Source organism: Sphingomonas sp. LT1P40 (genome assembly GCF_036663835.1).
Classification (GTDB): Bacteria; Pseudomonadota; Alphaproteobacteria; order Sphingomonadales; family Sphingomonadaceae; genus Sphingomonas.
On the sequence record NZ_JAXOJT010000001.1, the window covers coordinates 271425 to 290992 of the forward strand.

Consider the following 19568-nt stretch of genomic DNA (forward strand, 5'->3'; position numbering starts at 1 on the left):
GGGTCCCGCTACCTCAAGCGGTTGAAGAAGCGGGACCCCGGCCCAAGGCTGGGGTAACGGCGGGATCAGACCTGTTTGACCACTCCCGCCTCAATGAGCTTTTCGATCTGCTCCTCGCTGAGGCCGCAATCACGCAACACCGCACGGCTGTCCGCGCCGAGCGAACGCGGCGCAGTGTCGGGCGACGCCGCGATCCCCTCGAACAGTACCGGTTGCGGCAATGTTCGCGCGACCCCCGCGGGATACCCCTCCGGCACGTCGAAGAAGCCGATCTCCGCCAGATGCGGGTCGGTGAGCAAATCCTCCAGCCCGCTGACCTTCGAGCACGGCACGTCGCGTGCCTCCAGCGCTGCAATCCACGCGGCGGTCGTGCGGGCGGGGAGAGATTCCGCCACCAGCGCGTAAAGCTCGTCGATATGCGTCGCGCGCTCGCGCGGATCGGCGAACCAGCCCTGCGCGATGACATCCTCGCGCCCGACCTCGGTCAGAAACGCGCGCCATTGGCGGTCGGTATAGGGCAGCACCGCGATCCAGCCGTCCGCCGTCTGGAATGGGCGGCGGTTGGGCGAGAGTAGGCGTGGGTAACCGAGTGCGCCGCCCGTATCGAAGCTGGCGGCAGCGAGATGTTCGTTGAGCAGGAACGCGGTCATCGCCTCGAACATCGGTACCTCGACCTTGATCGCGCCCTCCCGGCCGTTGGCGCGGGCGACGAGTGCAGCAAGGATGCCATAGACCGCGTGCAGGGCGGCGACCTTGTCGGCAACGATGGTGGGGACGAAGCGCGGATCGCCGCCGCTGGCGGTGGCGAGGCCCGCGATGCCGCTGGCGGCCTGAATGATATCGTCGAACGCCGGACGGTCGCGATATTGCCCACGCTGGCCGAAGCCAATCGCGGCGCAATGGACGATGCCCGGGTTGATCGCGGCGACGGCGTCGAAGCCGAGGCCGAGGCGGTCGGCGGCGTCGATGCGCATGTTGTGGAAGAGGACATCGGCAGTCCCGATCAGCGATGCCAGCGCGGCGCGGCCATCAGGGGATTTCAGGTTGAGCGCGAGCATGCGCTTGTTCCGGTTGTTGTTCACGAACAGCGCGCCGCCGCCTTCACCGCGCGGGTGCGCGTCGCGGGCGATGTCGCCTTCCAGCGGTTCGACCTTGATGACCTCGGCACCCAGGTCAGCGAGGATTTGTCCGGCATAGGGACCGAGCACCACCGCGCCGACCTCGATCACGCGAATGCCCTTGAGCAACGGCAGCATTACCCATCCTCTCCCCAACACGCTTCTTGACTTTCTATTTCCATACAGAGACAAATATGTCCAGAAATAGAAATCAATTGGAGTCGGGATGCTGGACGGTTTTGCCTTCGACAAGCTTTTCATCGGTGGCGAATGGGTGACGCCAATCGACGGGGGCGTGCGGCCCAGCATCGACCCCTCGACCGGTGAGGCGTGGGGCGACGTGGCCTATGGCGGTGCGCAGGATATCGACCGCGCTGTGGCGGCGGCGACGGCTGCGTTCGAGGGGCCGTGGCGCAAGATGCCGCCATGGGAGCGGGCGGCGCTGCTGCGCAAATTCGCCGATCTTTATGCGACGCAAGTGGATACGCTGGCCGAAATCGAGACGCGCGACAATGGCCGGGCGGTGCGGGAGTCGCGCGGCGATATCGGGCTGCATTCGAACTATTATCACTGGTTTGCGTCGCTGGCCGACAAATTGGGCGGGCGGACGATCCCGATGGACGACAGCGTCCATGCCTTTACGACGCGGCACCCGGTGGGCGTGGTGGGCGCGATCACGCCGTGGAACGTGCCGATGATGGCGGCAGCGTGGAAGCTGGGTCCGGCGCTGGCGGCAGGCTGCACCGTGGTGCTGAAACCGGCGGAATCGACGCCGGCATCGTCGCTGGCGCTGGCGAAACTGTTTCAGGAGGCTGGCTTTCCGCCGGGCGTGGTCAATGTGGTGCCGGGCGATGGCACGGTCGCGGGCGCGCGGCTGGTGGAGCATCCCGACGTCGCCAAGATCAGCTTCACCGGTGAGGGTTCGACCGCCAAGACGATCGTGAAGGCGGGGGCGGACACGCTGACGCGCTGTACGTTCGAGCTGGGCGGCAAGGCGCCGCACATCATCTTTGCCGATGCCGATGTCGAAAATGCGCTGAACGCGGCGACGGGTTCGGCCTGGGCGTTGTGCGGGCAAAGCTGTGCGCTGGGCAGCCGCGTGCTGGTCGAGCGGCCGATTTACGACCGGGTGGTCGAGGCGTTCCGCGAGCGCGCCGGGCGGGTTCGCGTCGGGATGCCGCTCGATCCCGCGACGCATATGGGACCACAGGCACACGCGCAGCAGCTTGAGAAGACCCTGTCCTATGTCGGCATCGGGCAGGCCGAGGGTGCCGTGCTGGTGACCGGCGGCAACCGCATCGAGCGCGACGGCTTTGCGGGCGGTTACTTCGTCGAACCGACCGTGTTTGCGGGCGTGTCGGCCAACATGCGGATCGCGCAGGAGGAGATTTTCGGACCGGTTGCGGCGATCATTCCGTTCGACGGTGAGGAAGAGGCGATCAGCATTGCCAACTCCACCCCTTACGGTCTGGCCGCCGGTCTGTGGTCATCCGACACCGGGCGCGCGCATCGCGTGGCGGCGCGGATCGAGGCGGGCATGGTGTGGGTCAACACCTATCGCTACATCCGCTGGTCCACCCCCTATGGCGGCGTGAAGCAGAGCGGCTGGGGCCGCGAGAACGGGATCGAGGGGCTCGATCCGTTCCTGGAGAGCAAGACCACGATCATTTCCACTTCGGGGAAGTTCCCCGATCCATTTGCTTCGTAAGGGATCAACATGCGTTTAGAGGGCAAGCTCGCCATCGTCACCGCCGCCGCGTCGGGCATGGGCCGCGCGGGCGTGGAACGGTTCGTGCGCGAGGGCGCGAAGGTCGCGGCGATCGACATCAGCCGTGCGGCGCTGGACACGCTGGTTGCGGACTTCGGGGCGGACAAGGTCACCGGCATCACCGCCGACCTGCTGACGCCCGAGGGGGCGAAGGACAGTATCGAGCAGGCGGTCGCGTGGCTGGGCGGTGCGGATATCCTTTGGGCGCACGCGGGGATGCCGGGACCGGCATCGGTCGAGAATCTGGACATGGACGCCTATCGCAAGGCGATCGACCTCAACATCACCTCGGCAGCCTTGGGCGCGGGGCAGGTGGCACAGCATATGCGCAAGCGCGGCGGGGGCTCGATCATCTTCACCTCGTCCGTGTCCGGGCTGGTCGGGTCGATGATGAGCCCGATCTACTCCGCCGCGAAATGGGGCGTGGTGGGGCTGACCAAGAGCCTCGCGCTGGCGCTGGCGGGCGACAAAATCCGCGTCAATGTGGTGTGTCCGGGGCTGGCCGATACGCCAATGAAGATCGGCTTTACCGGGCGCAGCGGCGATCCGGCGGAGGCGGCGGCGAACGAGGCGAAGCTGATCGCCAATGTGCCGATGGGGCGGCTGGTGCAGGCGGGCGAGATTGCCGATGCGGCATTATGGCTGGCAAGCGACGAGGCCAGCTTCGTCACCGGCGTTGCGCTGCCGGTCGATGGCGGCTTTACGGCGCGTTGATCGTGATGCGCCCGGACAGCCAGAACGCTTTTCCGGGCGTCTCGCTTCGGCCATATGGGAGCCATGATGACCGTCCGCCAAGCCGACAATGTTCTGGAAATCCTGGAGTATTTCGCGCGGCGGTTGCGGCCGGCGACGGCGGCGGAGATTGCCGACGATCTGGGGTGGCCGCGGTCCTCCACGTTCAAGCTGGTCGGCACGCTGGCGGCGCGCGGGTATCTGTACGAGCCGCGGGCGCGGGGCGGATACTATCCCGGGCCGCGCTGGCTGTTGCTGGCAGAGGCGGTGACGCGGGCGGAGCCGTTGCCCGAGCAATTTCAAACGCTGGCGCGCGACCTGATGGAAGCAACCGGCGAGACAGTGTCGATCGCGGCACCAGCCGGGATTTACGCGACGTTTGTGGACGTGGCGGAGTCGCGCCAGCCGGTGCGGTACTTCGCCAAGGTGGGCGATCGCGTGCCGATTCAGGCGACGTCGGCGGGCCGCGCGTTGCTGGCGCAAATGCCGCTGGACGAGCGCGAGCGGTTGTACCGCAAGATCGAGTTCACGGCCTATTCGGGGAATACGCCGGACAGTCCGGAGGCCGTGGAGGCCCGGCTGGCGGAAGCGGCGGCGATGGGCTGGCACCAGAGCAATACCGAGTACACGCCCGATCTGGCCGGGGTGGCGATGCCGTTGCCCGGCGGCGACCGGCGGCTGTCGGTGGTGGTGGTGGGGCCGGTGTCGCGGTGTTTGACGCGACGGCCGGAAATGGCGGCGGTGGTGTGCGAGTATTTGAAGGGGTTGGGTTCGATCTGATCCTCCCCCGCCAGGGGGAGGTGGCGCCGGAGGCGACGGAGGGGGAGGGCGGCTGCCGGCCCGATCATTCGGATGACAGCGCCGTCCTCCCCCTCCGTCAGCCCTCGTCTGCGCGAGGCCTGCCACCTCCCCCTGGCGGGGGAGGATTCAAGTCCAATAATCAAAAGACAAGGCGCCATCAGACGCGCTCAGGAGAGGCCTGACATGACCAATGACCCTCGCGTGGCGCTTGCTGCTGCGCCGATGCACCGGATGCAAATCGTCGTCGTGGCGCTGTGTATCGCGCTCAACGCCCTCGACGGGTTCGACGTGCTCGCGATCAGCTTTGCGGCACCCGGCATCGCGGCGGAGTGGGGGGTGGACAAGGCAACGTTGGGCATCGTGCTGTCGATGGAGTTGATCGGCATGGCGGCGGGGTCGGTACTAATCGGCAATGTCGCCGACCGCATCGGTAGGCGGCCGACGATCCTGGGCTGCCTGTGCGTGATGGCGGCGGGGATGTTCGCGGCGACGATGGCCAGCGGGGTCGAGATGCTGTCGGCGATCCGCTTCATCACCGGCATCGGCATTGGCGGGATGCTGTCCTCGACCAGCGCGATGGTCGCCGAATTCTCCAACGACAAACGGCGTGGGCTGAACGTCGCGCTGAACATCGCCGGTTATTCGACCGGTGTGATTCTGGGCGGGCTGGTCGCGGCGGCGCTGCTCGCTTCGACCGGAGATTGGCGATCGGTGTTCATGCTGGGCGGGGTGGCGAGTGCGGCAATGATCCCGCTGGCGATCTTCTTCCTGCCTGAATCGATCGAATCGCTGATCGCGCGTCGTCCTTCGCGTGCACTGGAGACGGTGAACCGCACGCTGGGGCGGATCGGGCAAGCCCCGGTCGCGGCACTGCCGCCACCGGGGGACTCGGTGAAGCCATCGATCCTGTCGCTTTTCGCTCGCAATTTCCGCTGGGTCACGATCCTGCTGACAATCGCCTATTTCGCGCAAATTCTGTTCTTCTACTACATCCAGAAATGGGTGCCGACGATCGTCGCCGGCATGGGCTTTGACGCGGCGCAGGCCGGCCGCGTGCTGGTATGGGCTAATGTCGGGAACCTCAGCGGCGCGGTGCTGATCGGGTTGCTCAGCCAGCGGTTCAGGGTTCAGCCTTTGGTCGGCTGTTCCATGCTGGCAGGCGTCGTAGCGATCATCGCATTTGGCATAGCGGGCCCGGATTTGACGCGGCTGTCGTTGACCGCTGCAATCGCTGGCTTCTTTATCAATGCTGGGGTGGTCGGGCTTTATCCTATCCTCGCGCAGACCTATCCGGCGGCGCTGCGCGCCAGCGGTACCGGCTTTGTGATCGGCATCGGGCGCGGTGGATCGGTCGTTGGGCCGGTGGTCGCGGGGGCTTTGTTCGCCAGCGGGACCAGTCTGCTGACGGTATCACTGACGATGGGCATTGGCGGGCTGGTCGCGGCGACAATGGTGTTCCTGTTGCCATGGGCGCAGCGGCGAGCTGCGGCTAGCTAGACGCTGCTAAGGAACAGGCTCGTCTCGCTGTTCAGCACGCCCTCGACCTGACGAACCTCACGCAAAGTGCGGTCGAAATCGGCGATGGTGGCGGTGACGATTTCGGCCACCAGATCCCATCCGCCATTGGTGGTGTGCAGCCCGGTGATTTCGGGAAAGCCGCGCAGCCGCTTGATGACGGCGGTGGTCGACCGCCCCTCGATCTCAATCATCATGACTGCGCGCAAGGCATCGCGGTCATGCGGCGCGCGGATCGTGAAACCCAGCACGGTGCCGCTTTCCAGCAACCGGTCGAGCCGCATCTGTGCAGTGGTGCGCGAGACGCGGAGCACGGCGGCGAGGCGGGTGATCGGCATGCGCGCATCCTCCCGCAGTGCGGCGATGAGTCGGCGGTCCAGAGCGTCGAGATCGTGCATGTCCGGACGATAGACGCATCACGCTGCAATGTGCGCGGTCCAACTGGGTGAATTGTTCGAATCCACGGGTAAATCCGTGCAACCTGCCCCTGTCGATTGCACTGTGCCCAGCCCTAGCATCGCGTCAGCAATTGGGAGGCGCGCATGGTTCAGTATGTCGGAGTGTCGGAAATCCGCCGGATCATTGGCAACGTCGGGATCGAGCCGTTGCTGCGCCGAATGGTCGATTATCTGGACGCGGACTATCGCCGCTGGGACCGGTTCGAGCGCACGCCGCGGCTTGCCAGTCACAGCGAGAAGGGCGTGATCGAGCTGATGCCGACCCAGGACGACGTGCTCTATGCGTTCAAATATGTGAACGGGCATCCGTACAATTATCAGCAGGGTTTGCAGACGGTCGTGGCGATCGGGATGCTGGCCGATGTCGCCACCGGATACCCGGTGTTCCTGTCGGAAATGACGATCCTGACCGCGCTGCGCACGGCGGCGATGTCGGCATTGGCGGCGAAGCATCTGGCACGGCTCGATGCGCGGACGATGGCGATCATCGGGCTGGGCGCGCAGTCGGAGTTTCAGGCGATGGCGTTCCGCGCCGTGATCGGGATCGAAGCGCTTAGGGTTTACGACGTCGATCCTGCGGCGACGGCAAAGTTCATGCGCAACATGGCGGATCGCGGTATCCGCGTCACCGTGTGCGACGATATCGGCAGCGCGGTGATGGGGGCGGACATCATCACCACGGTGACGGCGGACAAGCGCGCTGCGACGATTCTGTCGGACAATATGGTCGGCGGCGGCGTGCATCTGAACGCGGTCGGCGGCGATTGTCCGGGCAAGACCGAGTTGCAGCGCGATATCCTGTCGCGGGCGAGGGTGTTCGTGGAGTTGACCGAACAGACGCGGATCGAGGGCGAAATCCAGCAGATGCCGGCGGACTTTCCCGTCACCGAAATGTGGCAGGTGATCGCGGGCGAAGCGCCGGGCCGCACGCACCGTGACGAGATCACTTTGTTCGATTCGGTCGGGTTCGCGGTCGAGGATTTCGCAGGGCTGCGGCTGTTGCGCGATTTGTCGCTGGAAACGGGTATCCATCAGCAGCTCGATCTGATTACCGCGCCCGAAGACCCCCGCGACCTGTTCGGCCTGATCGCGCCACCGGTGGCCGCGACGGCGCAGGCCGCATGATGACGCGGGCGGAGGCCGACGCGATCGCGCGGCTGGACGGGCATGACCAGGCGGCGCTGGTGCGCGCTGGCGACGTGCCGCCAGAGGCGCTGGTCGAAGCCGCAATCGTTCGGATCGATGCGCTGGACGGCCCACTTAATTCGATTGCGGCGCGGGCGTTCGATCACGCGCGCGCGGCGGTGAGGTATGTGGACCGCGCCGCGCCGATGGCCGGAGTGCCGTATCTGCTGAAGGCGTCGCTCGAATATCCGGATTTCCCATGTGAGGCGGGATCGCGGGTGAAGCGGGGCGAGGTGGCGACGCGCGGATGGCCGCTGGTGCAGACGCTGGACCGCGCGGGCATGGTGCCGGTCGGCATGTCGACCATGCCGGAGTTCGGGCTGAACGCGAGCGGCGAGGCGTTACTCTATGGCCCGACGTCTAACCCGTGGGATGTGGCGCGCAGCTCGGGCGGGTCGAGCAGCGGGGCGGGCGCGGCGGTGTCCGCCGGACTGGTGCCGTTCGTCACGGGCAGCGATGCGGGCGGATCGATCCGCATCCCGGCGTCAAACTGCGGCATCATCGGGTTCAAGCCCAGCCGTGGGTGGAACGTCCGCGCGCGCGCCTATAATCTGATCGACGATATCCTGTGTTCGGACGGGCTGTATGGGCGGTCGATGCGCGACACGATCTGGGCGGCGCGGACGCTGCGTCCGGCGGACAAGCGGACGGCGGTGAAGACGGGGCGGCTGCGCATCGCGCTCGACCTGACAGGCTTGGATGGTACCGCGCCAGAGGCGGAGGTCGCCGATGTAATCCGGCGCGCGGCGGCTTTGTGCGAGGCGGCCGGGCATCATGTCGAAGAGGTTGTACAGCCGATCGACCGCGCTGCGCTGCGCACCGGTTTCACGACTTTATGGGACTATCTGGGCGGCGAGACGGTCGATCATTATGGCGACCGCGCGACCGAGGTTCTGGAGCCGTGGACGTTGGGACTGGGCGAGCGACGGACGCGGGTGACGCCGGAAATGCTGACCGAAGCGCTGGCACAGGTGGACCGGGCATCGACCGCGCTGGCGGGGTTTCACGAGCGCTATGATGTGGTGCTGTCGCCGGTCACCGCGACCGTGCCGCCGCTGCTGGGGCATCTCGCGCCGACGCGGGATGCCGACGCGTTGTTCGACGCCCTGTTCAGCTATGTGAACTACACGCCGCTCCACAATATGACGGGTACACCCAGCATTTCGCTGCCCTTGTCTGCGGGTGTTAGCGGACTGCCGGTGGGGGCGATGTTCTCCGCTGCACAAGGCGGCGACGAACTGCTGCTGGAGTTGGCTACGCAGCTGGAGGAAGCGAGCCCATGGGCAGATCGCTGGCCGCCAATGGCATTTCCGGACTGAAATTTCTTACCCGTTTTGTCCCAACTGTACCCGCTATTATTGATTTGCCACACGACCTGCGCGCCCTAGCCTTTGCGACTGTTATAGCGAGGGAGATCGATGATGAAGCTGTGGACGATCGGCACGGGGATCGCGAGCATCGCCATCGCAGCCCCGCTGGCGGCGCAGGCGCAGACGGTGAAACCCGCCGTGGCCCCCGCCTCGCCGGGCTACACCATGCCCTTCACCGCGATGTGGGATATAAAGGCCAATCACGGCGACATCTATCGCATCTTCGTATCCTATCCCGAGGGTGAACCGCCCGAGGGTGGCTGGCCGGTGCTCTACGTACTCGACGGCAACGCGATGTTCGCGGCGTTCGCCGAGACGCGGCGGATGATCGGATGGACCAAGGGCAGCGAGATGATCGTCGTGGGGGTTGGGTACCCGACCCATCAGGCCTATGACATGCGGCGTCTGAACGATTTCACCGGTGCGGCGACAGATTCCGCCGCCTATGCCAAGTTCGCCAAGGAGAAGTATGGCGGTTGGGACCGGTTCCTCGATTTCCTGACCGGCAAGCTGCGCACGGAGATCGGGACGCGGTACAAGACGAACCCGTTGCGCCAGTCACTGTTCGGCCATTCGCTGGGCGGGCTGTTTGCCACCCATACGCTGTTCACCCGGCCGGACGCCTTTCACGCGATCATCGCCGCCAGCCCGTCGCTGTTCTGGCACGAGGCGCTGACGCTGAAGGAGGAACGCGATTTCGTCGCGCGGTTGCAGGCAGGCAAGGGCGGACGGGTCGCGCGGCTGCTGGTGGTGTCGGGCGAGCGCGAGGAGGCGATCCTCGAACGTTGGGACGGCGAGGCGTTCGTAAAGCGGATGGAGCCGCTGTCGGCGCACGGCCTTCGCGTACAGTCGCATGTTTATGCCGATGAGGGACATATGACGGTGCCGGTGCGCGCGGTGACCGACACGCTGCGGTTTGCGCTGGCGTGGCCGTGAGGGCGGGGTAAGCGGCCAGCATTAGATGCCGTGCGTCATCGAATATTGCGACCTAACCACGGGGCGCTATGAGTCTCGATATGCGATGGCTATCACGCTTGCTTGCCTTGGCGTTCTTGTCGGGAACAGCGGCGGGTTCGAGCTTGGTCCGCGATGCGGGCGACCTTGTCGTATTCGGCAAGCTGGACCAGCAGGAATATTCTGAATCGCTTGATGAACTCGGCCTCAATGGTCTCATCACGGCGCGGTTGCGCATCACGCGCGTCGTCAGCGGACGTCCGCCGTCCGAGCTGCTCAGAATTCAGTATATTGCTCACACCTACCGATCGCAGGGTCGCGCATTTCTCTTTCATCTGCGCCGCTCGGACGACGGCACATATCTTGTGTGCGGCGAGGGCGGGCGAGGTTTTATATGCGATTGACCGCTACGGCGTAACCTCGCCGAGATCCCCGTAAACCACCTTGCCCTGAAACACCGTCGCCAGCACTTTTGCCTTTGAGATTTCATAGGGCGAAATCTTGAACAGATCGCGGTCGATCACGACCAAATCGGCATTCTTGCCCGCGACGATTGAGCCGGTGAACTTGTCCATCCCGTTGACAATGGCGACGTTGAGCGTGTGGCTTTCGATCGCCTCGGCCAGTGTCACGCCCTCCTTCTTCAGCAACGGCCTTGCCTTCGCATCCCCAGCGGTACGGCGGGTCATGGCGACCTCCAGCCCCTCGATCGGGTTGGCGGTGGCGACGGGCCAGTCGGCTCCGTAAGCGAGCTTGCCGCGGTAACTGACGATGCTGCCCGCCGGATAAATCGATTCCATCCGCTTCTTGCCGATCACCGCTTCGGTCAGCTCCATGTACGGATACCAGGACGACCAGGTCGGCTGGAACTGCGCATAGGTGTTGAGCTTGCCGAAGCGCGGCTGGTCCGCCGGATCGACGACGTTGAGATGCGTCACCATGTGCGGGATCGACGATTTGCCGCTCGCCTTGCGCGCCGCCTCGACCGCGTCGAGCGAGATGCGCACGCCGCCGTCGCCGATCGCGTGGAGAAAGGCGTGGAGCCCCTTGGCATCGACCGCGGTAACCGCCTGTTTTAGCATGTCCGGGCTGATCTGCGGCGCGCCGCGCGCGGTGTCGCCTTCGTACGGTGCCAGCATATAGGCGGTTTTTTGCGGAATCACGCCGTCGACATAGAATTTGACGGTGTTGGTCAGCACCCCGCTCGCGCTGGCCCGCTCGACCGCCTTCAACAGGCCGGGCAGCTGATCCATGCCGCGCTCGTTCTTCCATTTGAGCGAAACGGTGATGTAGCTGGTCAGCGCGCCCTCGTCCTTCACCGCCTTATAGGCGTCGACCATGCGGCTTCCGCCCTGATCGTCGAACTCGACGCCCGCGTCGTTCCACGCGACGATGCCCAGACTGTTGAACAGCTTTGCGGTATATTTGACCGAGTCCTGGATGTTCTTGTCGGTCACCGGCGGGATCAGCTTTGCCATCAGCGCCTGCGCCGATTCCTGCAACCCGCCGATCGGTTCGCCGGTCGCGGGATCACGGTCGATGGTGCCGTTCACCGGGTCCGGCGTATCCTTGGTGATCCCGGCCATTTCCAGCGCTTTGGAGTTTACCCAGTTGGTATGGCCGCCGACCGAATCGAAGATCAGCGGTCGCGTGGTCGATACGGCATCGAGATATTTCTTGTGCGGCACGCCGTTGGGCGGGAACAGCGAATCCTCCCATCCGGCGCCAAAGATGGTGCCGGTGCCGGGATTGTCGGCAATGCACTTGCGGATGATCGCCTGATAATCTTCGATCGTCTTGCCATTGTGCAGCGAGCAGCGCGTGAACGACAAGGCACCGAACAGCGGGTGCGCATGCGCATCGCCGAATGCGGGCAGGACGAGGCGACCGACCAGATCGACGATCTTGGTCGCGCTGCCCCTGAATTTCGCGGTTGCTGCCTTCTTGCCGACCGCGACGATCTTGCCGTCACGGATCGCTACCGATTCCGCCCAGGGCTGCTTCTTGTCGACGGTATAGATGCGCGCGTTGGTGATGATCGTGTCGGCGGTGACCCGCTGACCGGCGAGCGCGCTGCCGCTTGCGCTCAGCGCCAGGAGGATCGCGGCGCGGCGAAGCGGGGCGGGGGCGTGCAGCATCGGGGACTCCTGATATACTAAAAAAGGGCCGGAACCGCGTGACGATTCCGGCCCATTGGGGGTGGTTCAGAACTTCTTGCGGATCGACGCGAGGATCGTTCGATCGCGCGAGAGGTAGCAATAACCCTCCGGCGCGGCCGGGTTGCGGCTGCAACTGGTGTAGATCGTCGTGTCGAAGATGTTGCTGGCGTTGATCCCGAAGGTCCAGCCCTCGCCATAGGTCAGCTCGACCATCGCGTCGGCGACGGTGAAGTCGGGCGTCACGAAGTTTGCGAAGGAGTCGATCTTGCTGCTGTTGTAACGGACACCGCCGCCGACTTTCAGGCCGATGTCGTTTGACAGGTCGAAGCCTTTGGTCGCCCAGAAGGTTGCCTGATGCTCCGGCAGATTGGCGATGCGTGCGCCCGCTGCGGCGGACGATGTTGCGGTCAGAACCTTTGCCTGGGTGTAGCTGTAGCTGGCGGTGAGGTGCGTGTCCCCGGGCAGGCGCATATTGGCCTCGAGCTCGACGCCCTTCGATCCGACCGATCCGCCCTGAATGAAGTTCTGGATGTTGTTGGGGTCGCGGCTGATATAGTTCGATTCCTTGATGTCGAACAGCGACACGGTGATGAGCGAACCGCGCATCGGCTCGAACTTCACGCCCGCCTCATATTGGCGACCGGCCTGTGGCACATAGGGAATGCCGGCAAAGGTGATGCCGAAACGCGGCAGGAACGATTCCGAATAGTTGAAATAGGGTGAGACGCCCTCGACCAGATCGGCGATGATTCCGACACGGAACGTCCATGCCGAGTTTGGCGGGGGGCTGGCCACGGTCGGATTGACCGCGCGGGTGGTGATGGTGGTGACGGTCCGTGAGGTGACGCGATCGCGGCGCACACCGGCGACCAGCGTGACGCGATCCCATGCGCGGATCTGTTCCTGCGCATAGAAACCGAAATTGGTGTTCTTGACCTCGTTGAAATTGGTCAGCGGCGGCGTGGTGATGTTGACGCCATAGACCGGATTGTACGCGTCCAGCGGATAGTCCGGCGTGGCGGGAAATGCCTCGCCCGTCCGCGCATGGAAATAGGTATAGTCGATACCGAACAGCAGCTGATGCTCGAGCGGGCCGGTGTCGAACTTCAGCGCGAGATTGTTGTCGCTGGCATAACCGTCATAATTGCCGTCGAGCAGATAGACCGATCGGCGGATGATGCGGCGCGTGGCCGGGTCGGCATAGCCCTTGGTGCCATTGCCATAGATTTCCTGATAGCCGGTCTCCATGCCGAAGATGCGCGAGCGGCTGTTGAACGTGGCGACATCGCCGAAATTGTGGGTCACCAGCAGCGACAGCGCCTTATAATCCGAATCCATATGGTTGAAGTCGGGCTCGCCGACGAACAGATGCGGATCGACCCGGTCGGCGGCGTTGACCGCGCCGATCGTCTTGGTGATCGGCACATAGGTCTGCGTGCCCAACCGATCCTTCTGGTACAGGCCGAGCAAGGTGATCTCGGTGTCCGGGGTCGGGCGGAAGCTGATCGACGGCATCACCAAAAAGCGATTATCGTCCTGTGACTCGTGGATCAGGTTGCCGTGGCGGACCAATGCGACAAGGCGGGCCGACACGCCGTCGGTCAGGCTTCCGGTCACGTCGAACTGGGCTTCCTTGCGCCCCTGTGTGCCGAAAACGACGCCGACTTCACCGCCGAATTCCTCGCGCGGCTTTTTGCTGACCCCGTTGAACAGACCGCCGACGCCGCCCGCGCCGTAGAGTGTCGAGGAAGGGCCGCGCAGTACTTCGGCGCGCTCCAGCGTGAACACCTCCATGCGCGCGCCATAGACAAAACTGGGCATGCGGTTGAGGCCGTCGAGATACTGGACGGTCTCGAACCCGCGCGAGAAAAAGAAATCGCCGCGCGTGTCGAGGCCGCTGCGCTCCGTCTGGACACCGGCCGAGTAGCGGAAGATGTCCTGAAAATCGACGGCGGCGCGATCCTGAAATTCCTCACTGGTGATGATGCTCACCGACTGCGGAATCTCGGTCAGCGCGGCATCGGTCTTGGTGCCGGTGACGGTGCGAGAACCGATGACGGTGACTTCGTCGTCGTCGCTTTTGTCTTGCGCGGCCGCGATGCCCGGCAGCGCCGCGATGCAGCAGGCGGTCAAAAGTGCGCGGCGCAACGCCCGCGCTGCGATGTGGTGTCCTTTATGCTTGGTCATGTGATGCCCCTTCCCCGAATGTCCCTGCAAACCGCCCGCCGCTTTTCGGGCAGGTCGATCTTCCCGAGTGCATTCAATCCTAGACCGGGCGACATGCCACGCGGTTTTCGGGGTAAGTGGGACAGCAAGTGGGTAAACGGGCGGGGCACAAGGCTGTCCCGCCGGACACCGGACAAAAATGCCGGAACCACGCGGACGTGGCCCCGGCACTGTCATTTACGGGAGTTTCAGAACCTGCGGGTAATTCCCGCCATGATATTGCGGTCCTTCGCCGCGACGCAGGAACCGTTGGTCGGCCCAAGCGAAGAGCAGAGATCATAATATTGCTTGTTCAGGATGTTGCTGCCGTTGACGGACAGCGTCCACAGGCCCTTCGACAGTGAGAGCATCGCATCCACCAGCGTGACGTCCGGGTTCAGCAGCGTCTGGCTCGAGTCGATGCGATCACCGATGTAGCGCACGCCAACGCCCGCACGCAGCTTCCAGTCGTTGCCGAACAGGAAGGTCTTCGATCCCCATGCCGATGCGATGTGGCGCGGCTGGCCCGGCACGCGGTTCCCGGCAGCGAGCGTGGTGCTGGCCTCTTTGCCCTTGGCGTCGATATAGCTGTAGGATGCGGTGAACTCGTAATTGTCGGGCACGCGGATCACGAGTTCAGCCTCGAACCCCTTTGACTGGATCGAGCCGCCCTGCAGGAAGTTCTGAATGTTGACTGGATCCTGCGACACGTAATTCGATTCGACGATGTCGAAATAGGATGCGGTGAACAGTGCGCCGCTGAACGGCTGGATCTTCACGCCGCCCTCGAATTGGCGACCCAGCTGCGGCACGAACGGGTTGCCGAAGAAGTCGCCACCCGGAACGGGCAGGAAGGATTCGGCGTAGCTGAAGTATGGCGACACGCCATCGACCACCTCGGCACTGATGCCGCCACGGAACGACCAGGCGACGTTCGGCTCCTCGTTCACGCCGTTGCGCTGCGACGTCGCCCGGTCTCGACGCACGCCCAGCACGACATGGACGCGATCGGCGAAGCTGATCTGATCCTGTAGATACACGCCCAGCTGCGTGCTCTTGTAATCGAGGAAGTTGAACGCCCCGAAGGCGAACGGTGCGGTCGGCTGCGGATTATAGATGTTGATCGGCGGCGGCGAGCCGAACGGCAGGCCGGGCGGGAAGATGATATTGTCGTAGGAGAAGCCTTCGCTCTTCGTCTGGTTGAAGCGGGTATAATCGATGCCGAGCAGGACTTTATGCTCGATCGGCCCGGTGTTGAAATCGAAGGTCAGGTTGTTGTCGGTGTTGAAGACGTTGCTCTTCTCGTAATTCACATAGAATTCGCGCTTGTGCATCGTCTCCGCCGCATCCGCCCACGGGTTGGCGAGGTAGTTGAGATACACTTCCTTGTAATCGGTATCCATGTGGCTGAATCGCGTCGCGCTGCGGAAGGCGACGTTCTCGGTGAATTTGTGCGACAGGATCAGCGCGGCGGAGAGATACTCCGTATCCATGCCGTTGAAGCCCGGCTCACCCTGATAGAAATTGAAGTCGACCTTGCGCACCCCGGCGGGGGCGAGGAACGACTTGTACAGCGGCGAATAGCCAAGCGAACCCTGCTTGTCCTTCTGCCACAGGCCAATCAGCGTGATGTCGGTCGCCTCGCCCGCCTGAAGCCGGATCGACGGGTTTATCAGCCAGCGATCGTCGGGCGTTCCCCACTGGGTCTTGCCGTCGCGGACCAGACCGACGAAGCGTGCCGCGACATTGTCGCTGAGCGGGCCGGTGACGTCGAGCTGACCCTGAATGCGATCATCGGTGCCGCCAAGCACGCCGACCTGACCGCCGAAGGTGAATTGCGGCATTTTGCTGACACCGTTCAGCACGCCGCCGGGACCACCCGCACCGTACAGCACTGAGGAAGGGCCGCGCAGCACTTCGGCCCGCTCCAGCGTAAATGCTTCGAGCCGCGCGCCATAAATGAAGTCGGGCATGCGCTTCAGCCCGTCGACATATTGGGCCGCCGCAAAGCCGCGTGTGATGACGAAATCGCCGCGGGAATCGACGCTGCCCGGCGCGGCGACGCCAGCGCTGTAGCGATAGATGTCCTGGAAATCGACGACCGAGCGGTCCTGAAACTCCTGCGCGGTGATGACGCTGATCGACTGCGGGATTTCGATAAGGGGCGTGTCGGTCTTGGTACCGGTTTGCGCGCGCGATCCGGTAACAGTGACGTCCTCGCCACTGGCATCTTCATCGGCGTCCTGCGCCACTGCAGACCCCGGCAGCGCGGCAACGCAACATGCGGCGAGCAACGCCAGCCGCAAACCGGTCGCTGACTTCATACGCATATGCCTCTTGTGCTTCATCATGTACAAATTCCCTTCCCCGAGATCTGAAGTCAGAGCCGCCCGTGTCTGTTGCATGGGCCGTTCTCCTCGCCGCCGCATTCAAGCGCAGATGCGGTCAATCGCTATGTGGTTTTCAGGGTAAATGCGTCGCAATATGGGTAAATCGGGTTCGCTTACCCGATACCGTCTCAAATGCATTCGCCGACTCAGTCGGCCAGCGAGGTGCCGCTGCTCGAAATAAAGCCGCGTTCGCGCAACACGCGCACCGCGTCGCGGCGTTTGTGAACGCCGATCTTCTTGAACACCGATTTCAGGCGGTATTTGACCGTATCGGGCGACATGCCGATCAGCCGCGCGATTTCCTTGTTCGAATAGCCAAAGCCGAGATGCTCGAGGATCGCGGATTCGGCATCGCTGAGCAGACCGGGTGCGGGGCCGGTGGCGGGGCGTGATGCGAGCGTGCGCGCGATGCCTTTGAGAAACTGACCGCGAAAGCGATCGAGCTGGCCGGTCCCGCCCAATGTTTCGTTGAGCAACGGTTCGGCGAAACGGCGCGCGTCGATGAACGGGCGGGCGATCCCCTGAAACATCGCGCTGCCAACCGCGTCGTCGAAACACGCACGCGCCTGTGCGGCATCGCCCGCTGTGCGATGGGCGTAAGCGAGCAGGATATTCACATCGATCAGCAATCGGCCAGCGCCATGCTGGGTCGCCCAGCGGCGGAGGTCGGTGAGTTCGGTGAGCGCCGCTTCATGCTCGCCGTCGAGGAGGGCGAGTCTGATCCGGCACAGCGACGCGGCGGTCACGACCGGACGATGGACGGTGATATCCGCCTCAGACGCCTGAGCGAGCGCATTGAGGTCGATGGCGTCGGCGGCGACGTGGGCTGCAGCACTATCCTCACCATGCTGGATCAGCAGGTCCAGCTCGCACAGCCCAGCCAGCAGATCGAGTTGTCGCAGCCGCCGGCGACTGGCGAGACGACGCGCGCGCGCGATCATTTCCTGCGCCGACTCGACCGATCCGTCGGCGGCCAGCGCGTGCGCGGCGGTGAAATAGGCGGCGGCATAGACGTCGGTCCAGCCGTCCGACTGCTCCATATGCGGCACCGCCCAGTCGAGCAGCGCCATCGCGGCGGCGGGCTGATCCTGTTCATACAGCAGCTCCGCCTCGAACGCGGCGCAATTGGCGGCAAGGTCGGAGCGGTCGCCAAAGCCGCTGCCGATCTCCAGCCGTGTCGCGGTCAGGATCGCGGTCGCATCCTTGACCCGCCCCTGTGCGTGACGGATGCGCGCTTCGAGGAAGCGGGTGAACACGTCGCTGTAGAGCGATCCCATCGCCTGATAATGTTCGCGCGCGGCGAGCGTGGGTTCTAGCGCGCGCTCCAGCCAACCGCCCTCGAAATACTTTGCGCCCAGCGTCTCGCTGACATTGGCGAACACCAGGTGATCGTTGGACGGCAATGTGCGCAGCAAGGCTTCGCGGGAGAGCAGATCGTCGAGCGTGACCGGCTCGTTCTCATAATCCGCGAGCACATCGCCGACGACGCGGATTTCAGTCATCTGGTCGGGTGACAGGTCGGTGGCGGCTGCGGCAAAGCTGTCGTAATCGGCGCGTGCGGTGGTCAGTTCGCCGCGTTTGATCTCAAGATAGACGCGGGCGAGGGCGAGGCGGGGGCGCACGGCGACGATCGCGGCGGGCAGTTTTTCCAGCCCGCGCTGGATCATCGCCTGATGGCCGAGCGGGATCAGCCGCCAGCCGCCGGCATCCTCCAGAATCGTCGCCAGCATCGCATCGTCATCGGCCTGAATGGCGTGGCTGACCGCCTCTGCGGTTTCGCCGCGTTCGGCGAACCAGGCGGCGACGCGGCGGTGGAGCGCGCGAAACTGCGCACTGTCTCGGCGGGCGAGGCGCTCGCGCAGATGTTCGGCGAACAGCTGGTGATAGCGATAGGCTTGCCGCTCGGGGGTGAGCGGCGTCAGGAACACGCCTTGTTCCTCCAGCCGCTCCAGCACCATCCAGCCGTCCTGCCGGTCGCACAGCAAATTGACGGCATCGCCGGTCAGCCGGTCGAGCAACGCCGTGCGGATGACGATTTCGCGCGTCTCCTCCGGCATCGTCATCAGCACCTGTTCGGACAGATAGCGTGCCAGTTCGGAGCTGGGACCGCGGAATTGCTCGACCAGACGGCGGTGATCCGCGCCGCGCTTCAGCGAGAGCGAGGCGAGTTGCAGTGCGATCGGCCAGCCTTCGGTCCGCTCGACGATGCTGCGGACATCGTCGCCGGCCAGGCCTTCGCCCACACTCCCGTCGAGCGCGCGGGCAAGCAATGCCTCCGCCTCGTGCGACGAGAATTTGAGATCGTCGGCGGTAAGTTCGACCAGCTGCTCTTCGGCAGCAAGGATCGACTGGCCCAACCACGGATAATCGCGCGAGGCGACGATGAAATGGCAGTTCGGCGGCGCAAGCTGAATCAGCGAGCGGACGAATGCGTCGACCTCCGGGCTTTCGGCGCGGTGGAAATCGTCGAGGATCAGCACCACCGTGCGTTTTTCCTGCGCCAGTCGGTTGACGATTGCCGAAACGGCGGCGCGCGGGGGCAGGCTGGCGGCCATGCGATCGCCCTCATCCCCGGTCATGTCGTGCGGTCCGGCACCTTCCAGCGCGAGGGCGATATAGCGGGTCAGGCGGCGCAGGTCGGAATCGTCGCGCTCCAGCGTCAGCCACGCGACGAGGACATTCGCTGGGTCGAACCGTTCCTTCCACTGCGACAACAGGCTGGTCTTGCCATAGCCGGCGGGTGCCTGAATGAGGGTGAGGCGGCGTTCGAGCGCGACATCGAGCCGCGCCAGTAGCAAATCGCGCCGGATCTGGTTGCCCATCCACATCGGAGGGGCCAGCTTGGTGTGGATCATTTCATCCATCGGGCGTTGTCCGTCGAGACCTCCGTCTGCGCATTCTATCCCATTTGTG

14 protein-coding genes are annotated in these 19568 nt (G+C 64.3%); 8 read left to right on the plus strand and 6 right to left on the minus strand.

The features are described 5' to 3' along the window. Positions 1-65: 65 nt before the first annotated feature. Positions 66-1256 carry a CaiB/BaiF CoA transferase family protein gene (locus U1702_RS01345; protein WP_332721445.1) on the minus strand — a complete coding sequence of 397 codons (1191 nt, stop codon included), beginning with the start codon at positions 1254-1256 and terminating at the stop codon, positions 66-68. A gap of 88 nt (positions 1257-1344) precedes the next feature. On the opposite strand from U1702_RS01345, the gene U1702_RS01350 reads away from it, so the two are divergent. From U1702_RS01350 to U1702_RS01365, 4 genes are all read left to right on the plus strand, one after another. Continuing rightward, positions 1345-2826 (plus strand): aldehyde dehydrogenase, encoded by a 1482-nt coding sequence (locus U1702_RS01350; RefSeq protein WP_332721446.1) that lies wholly within the window; start codon positions 1345-1347, stop codon positions 2824-2826. A 9-nt stretch (positions 2827-2835) separates the two neighbouring features. Beyond that, entirely contained in the window at positions 2836-3600 is a 765-nt protein-coding gene (locus U1702_RS01355; protein WP_332721447.1) for an SDR family NAD(P)-dependent oxidoreductase, read from the plus strand. Positions 3601-3663: 63 nt separating this feature from the next. Continuing rightward, positions 3664-4398 (plus strand): IclR family transcriptional regulator, encoded by a 735-nt coding sequence (locus U1702_RS01360; RefSeq protein WP_332721448.1) that lies wholly within the window; start codon positions 3664-3666, stop codon positions 4396-4398. Positions 4399-4602: 204 nt separating this feature from the next. Next, positions 4603-5916 carry an MFS transporter gene (locus U1702_RS01365; protein WP_332721449.1) on the plus strand — a complete coding sequence of 438 codons (1314 nt, stop codon included), beginning with the start codon at positions 4603-4605 and terminating at the stop codon, positions 5914-5916. On the opposite strand, the gene U1702_RS01370 is transcribed toward U1702_RS01365, so the two are convergent. Beyond that, positions 5913-6332 (minus strand): Lrp/AsnC family transcriptional regulator, encoded by a 420-nt coding sequence (locus tag U1702_RS01370; RefSeq protein WP_332721450.1) that lies wholly within the window; start codon positions 6330-6332, stop codon positions 5913-5915. The genes U1702_RS01365 and U1702_RS01370 overlap by 4 nt on opposite strands. A gap of 144 nt (positions 6333-6476) precedes the next feature. Here U1702_RS01370 and ocd point away from each other — a divergent pair, with 144 nt between their 5' ends. The 4 genes from ocd (at position 6477) to U1702_RS01390 (ending at position 10305) form a co-directional block, all read left to right on the plus strand. Beyond that, on the plus strand, positions 6477-7517 hold the full coding sequence (gene ocd, locus U1702_RS01375; protein ID WP_332721451.1) for an ornithine cyclodeaminase: 1041 nt from the start codon (positions 6477-6479) through the stop codon (positions 7515-7517). Beyond that, complete coding sequence (locus tag U1702_RS01380; RefSeq protein ID WP_332721452.1) at positions 7514-8896, plus strand: amidase family protein; 1383 nt, start codon at positions 7514-7516, stop codon at positions 8894-8896. The genes ocd and U1702_RS01380 overlap by 4 nt, the downstream gene beginning before the upstream one ends. A gap of 99 nt (positions 8897-8995) precedes the next feature. Then, complete coding sequence (locus U1702_RS01385; protein WP_332721453.1) at positions 8996-9883, plus strand: alpha/beta hydrolase; 888 nt, start codon at positions 8996-8998, stop codon at positions 9881-9883. A 68-nt stretch (positions 9884-9951) separates the two neighbouring features. Further along, positions 9952-10305, plus strand: coding sequence for a hypothetical protein (locus tag U1702_RS01390; RefSeq protein WP_332721454.1), 354 nt, complete (start codon positions 9952-9954; stop codon positions 10303-10305). A gap of 3 nt (positions 10306-10308) precedes the next feature. Here the strand turns inward: U1702_RS01390 and U1702_RS01395 are convergent, their stop codons facing one another. The 4 genes from U1702_RS01395 to U1702_RS01410 form a co-directional block, all read right to left on the minus strand. Continuing rightward, complete coding sequence (locus U1702_RS01395; RefSeq protein WP_332721455.1) at positions 10309-12039, minus strand: amidohydrolase; 1731 nt, start codon at positions 12037-12039, stop codon at positions 10309-10311. Positions 12040-12105: 66 nt separating this feature from the next. Beyond that, positions 12106-14247 carry a TonB-dependent siderophore receptor gene (locus U1702_RS01400; protein ID WP_332721456.1) on the minus strand — a complete coding sequence of 714 codons (2142 nt, stop codon included), beginning with the start codon at positions 14245-14247 and terminating at the stop codon, positions 12106-12108. A gap of 227 nt (positions 14248-14474) precedes the next feature. Beyond that, on the minus strand, positions 14475-16595 hold the full coding sequence (locus U1702_RS01405; RefSeq protein WP_332721457.1) for a TonB-dependent siderophore receptor: 2121 nt from the start codon (positions 16593-16595) through the stop codon (positions 14475-14477). A 206-nt stretch (positions 16596-16801) separates the two neighbouring features. Continuing rightward, the gene (locus U1702_RS01410; RefSeq protein WP_332721458.1) at positions 16802-19519 is read right to left on the minus strand and encodes a helix-turn-helix transcriptional regulator; all 2718 of its coding nucleotides are present in this window, start codon (positions 19517-19519) and stop codon (positions 16802-16804) included. Positions 19520-19568 lie beyond the last annotated feature (49 nt).

Excerpts from the sequence above, each read along its gene's own strand:
- U1702_RS01345 (WP_332721445.1), bottom strand. The coding sequence starts at position 1,256 with ATGCTGCCGTTGCTCAAGGGCATTCGCGTGATCGAGGTCGGCGCGGTG.
- U1702_RS01390 (WP_332721454.1), top strand. The coding sequence starts at position 9,952 with ATGAGTCTCGATATGCGATGGCTATCACGCTTGCTTGCCTTGGCGTTC.
- U1702_RS01355 (WP_332721447.1), top strand. The coding sequence starts at position 2,836 with ATGCGTTTAGAGGGCAAGCTCGCCATCGTCACCGCCGCCGCGTCGGGC.
- U1702_RS01385 (WP_332721453.1), top strand. The coding sequence starts at position 8,996 with ATGATGAAGCTGTGGACGATCGGCACGGGGATCGCGAGCATCGCCATC.
- ocd (WP_332721451.1), top strand. The coding sequence starts at position 6,477 with ATGGTTCAGTATGTCGGAGTGTCGGAAATCCGCCGGATCATTGGCAAC.
- U1702_RS01365 (WP_332721449.1), top strand. The coding sequence starts at position 4,603 with ATGACCAATGACCCTCGCGTGGCGCTTGCTGCTGCGCCGATGCACCGG.
- U1702_RS01350 (WP_332721446.1), top strand. The coding sequence starts at position 1,345 with ATGCTGGACGGTTTTGCCTTCGACAAGCTTTTCATCGGTGGCGAATGG.
- U1702_RS01395 (WP_332721455.1), bottom strand. The coding sequence starts at position 12,039 with ATGCTGCACGCCCCCGCCCCGCTTCGCCGCGCCGCGATCCTCCTGGCG.
- U1702_RS01410 (WP_332721458.1), bottom strand. The coding sequence starts at position 19,519 with ATGGATGAAATGATCCACACCAAGCTGGCCCCTCCGATGTGGATGGGC.
- U1702_RS01405 (WP_332721457.1), bottom strand. The coding sequence starts at position 16,595 with ATGCGTATGAAGTCAGCGACCGGTTTGCGGCTGGCGTTGCTCGCCGCA.
- U1702_RS01370 (WP_332721450.1), bottom strand. The coding sequence starts at position 6,332 with ATGCACGATCTCGACGCTCTGGACCGCCGACTCATCGCCGCACTGCGG.
- U1702_RS01360 (WP_332721448.1), top strand. The coding sequence starts at position 3,664 with ATGATGACCGTCCGCCAAGCCGACAATGTTCTGGAAATCCTGGAGTAT.
- U1702_RS01380 (WP_332721452.1), top strand. The coding sequence starts at position 7,514 with ATGATGACGCGGGCGGAGGCCGACGCGATCGCGCGGCTGGACGGGCAT.
- U1702_RS01400 (WP_332721456.1), bottom strand. The coding sequence starts at position 14,247 with ATGACCAAGCATAAAGGACACCACATCGCAGCGCGGGCGTTGCGCCGC.